The organism is Acidovorax sp. KPB24-07, from assembly GCF_057543315.1.
Genome location: NZ_BAAJYS010000695.1, coordinates 1 through 1,178 on the forward strand (window position 1 = coordinate 1; position 1,178 = coordinate 1,178).

Genomic DNA, 1,178 nt, shown 5'->3' on the forward strand with positions numbered 1-1,178 from the left:
CCCGCGAGCCTGCGCCCGCCTCGGCGGACGCGAGCTTTCGCCGCTACCTGCGCATCGACGCCGCCGACGGCACCAGCCGCATCGTGATGGACGCCCCGCCGGACAAGGAGGATTGCCGCCCCTTCGCCCACGTGCAGCGCCTGATGGCCGACGCGGGCCTGCACGTGCCCGAGGTGCTGGCCTGGGACGCTCCCCACGGCTTCATGCTGCTGTCCGACCTGGGCGCGCAGACGGTCATCGAGCGGCTGGACCCCGCGGCGCCCGAGGCGGCGCACGCCTGGTACCTGCAGGCCAGCGACGTGCTGCTGCAATGGCAGCAGGCCTCGCGCCCCGGCGTGCTGCCGCCCTACGACGAGGCCCTGCTGCGGCGCGAACTGGCCCTTTTTCCCGACTGGTACCTGGCGCGCCACCGCGGCGTGGCGCTCACCGAGGCGCAGCAGGGCGTGCTCGCCAAGACCTTCGACGTGCTGGTCGCCAACAATCTGGAAGCCCCCAGCGTGTTCGTGCACCGCGACTTCATGATGCGCAACCTCATGGCGCCCCCGGCGGGCGGGCCGCTGGGCGTACTGGATTTTCAGGATGCGGTGCACGGCCCCATCACCTACGACATCGCCAGCCTGCTGCGCGATGCGTTCATCAGCTGGGAAGAGGATTTCGTCATCGACATTACCGTGCGTTACTGGGAAAAAGCGCGAAAGTCGGGATTGGTCGGTGCGGCGAGCGCCAGCGGCTGGGGCGCGGACTTCGGCGAGTTCTACCGCGCGGTCGAATGGATGGGTCTGCAGCGGCACCTGAAGGTGGCCGGCATCTTCGCGCGGATCACGCTGCGCGACGGCAAGCCCAAGTACCTGGCGGACACGCCGCGTTTCATCGGCTACATCCGCTCGACGGCCAGCCGCTACCGCGAGCTCAAGCCGCTGCTGCGGCTGGTGGACGAGATCGAAGGAACGCAGGAAGCCACCGGCTTCGCTTTCGGAAGAGTTTGAGTCAAAACCGCTACCGCCGCAATCAGTACTAGGGCGTGTAGCTATAAAAATAGTAGCAAATGCCCCGTTTCCATTGCCCCTTGCCCCTGGCGGGCGGCGCCGCGCTGGCGCTGCCGCCTTCGGCCGCGCGCCACGTGCAGGTGCTGCGCCTGCAGCCCGGCGACGCGATCACGCTGTTCGACGGGCGCGGGG

Annotated in this window: 2 protein-coding genes; both read left to right on the forward strand. The window is 68.8% G+C overall.

What is annotated here, in order from left to right:
* The coding region (locus tag AC27IQ_RS25060; protein ID WP_487091230.1) for an aminoglycoside phosphotransferase family protein at positions 1 to 986 on the forward strand (986 nt) is incomplete at its 5' end.
* A 59-nt stretch (positions 987 to 1,045) separates the two neighbouring features.
* A partial coding sequence (locus AC27IQ_RS25065) for an RNA methyltransferase PUA domain-containing protein (protein ID WP_487091231.1) occupies positions 1,046 to 1,178 on the forward strand: 133 nt, incomplete at its 3' end.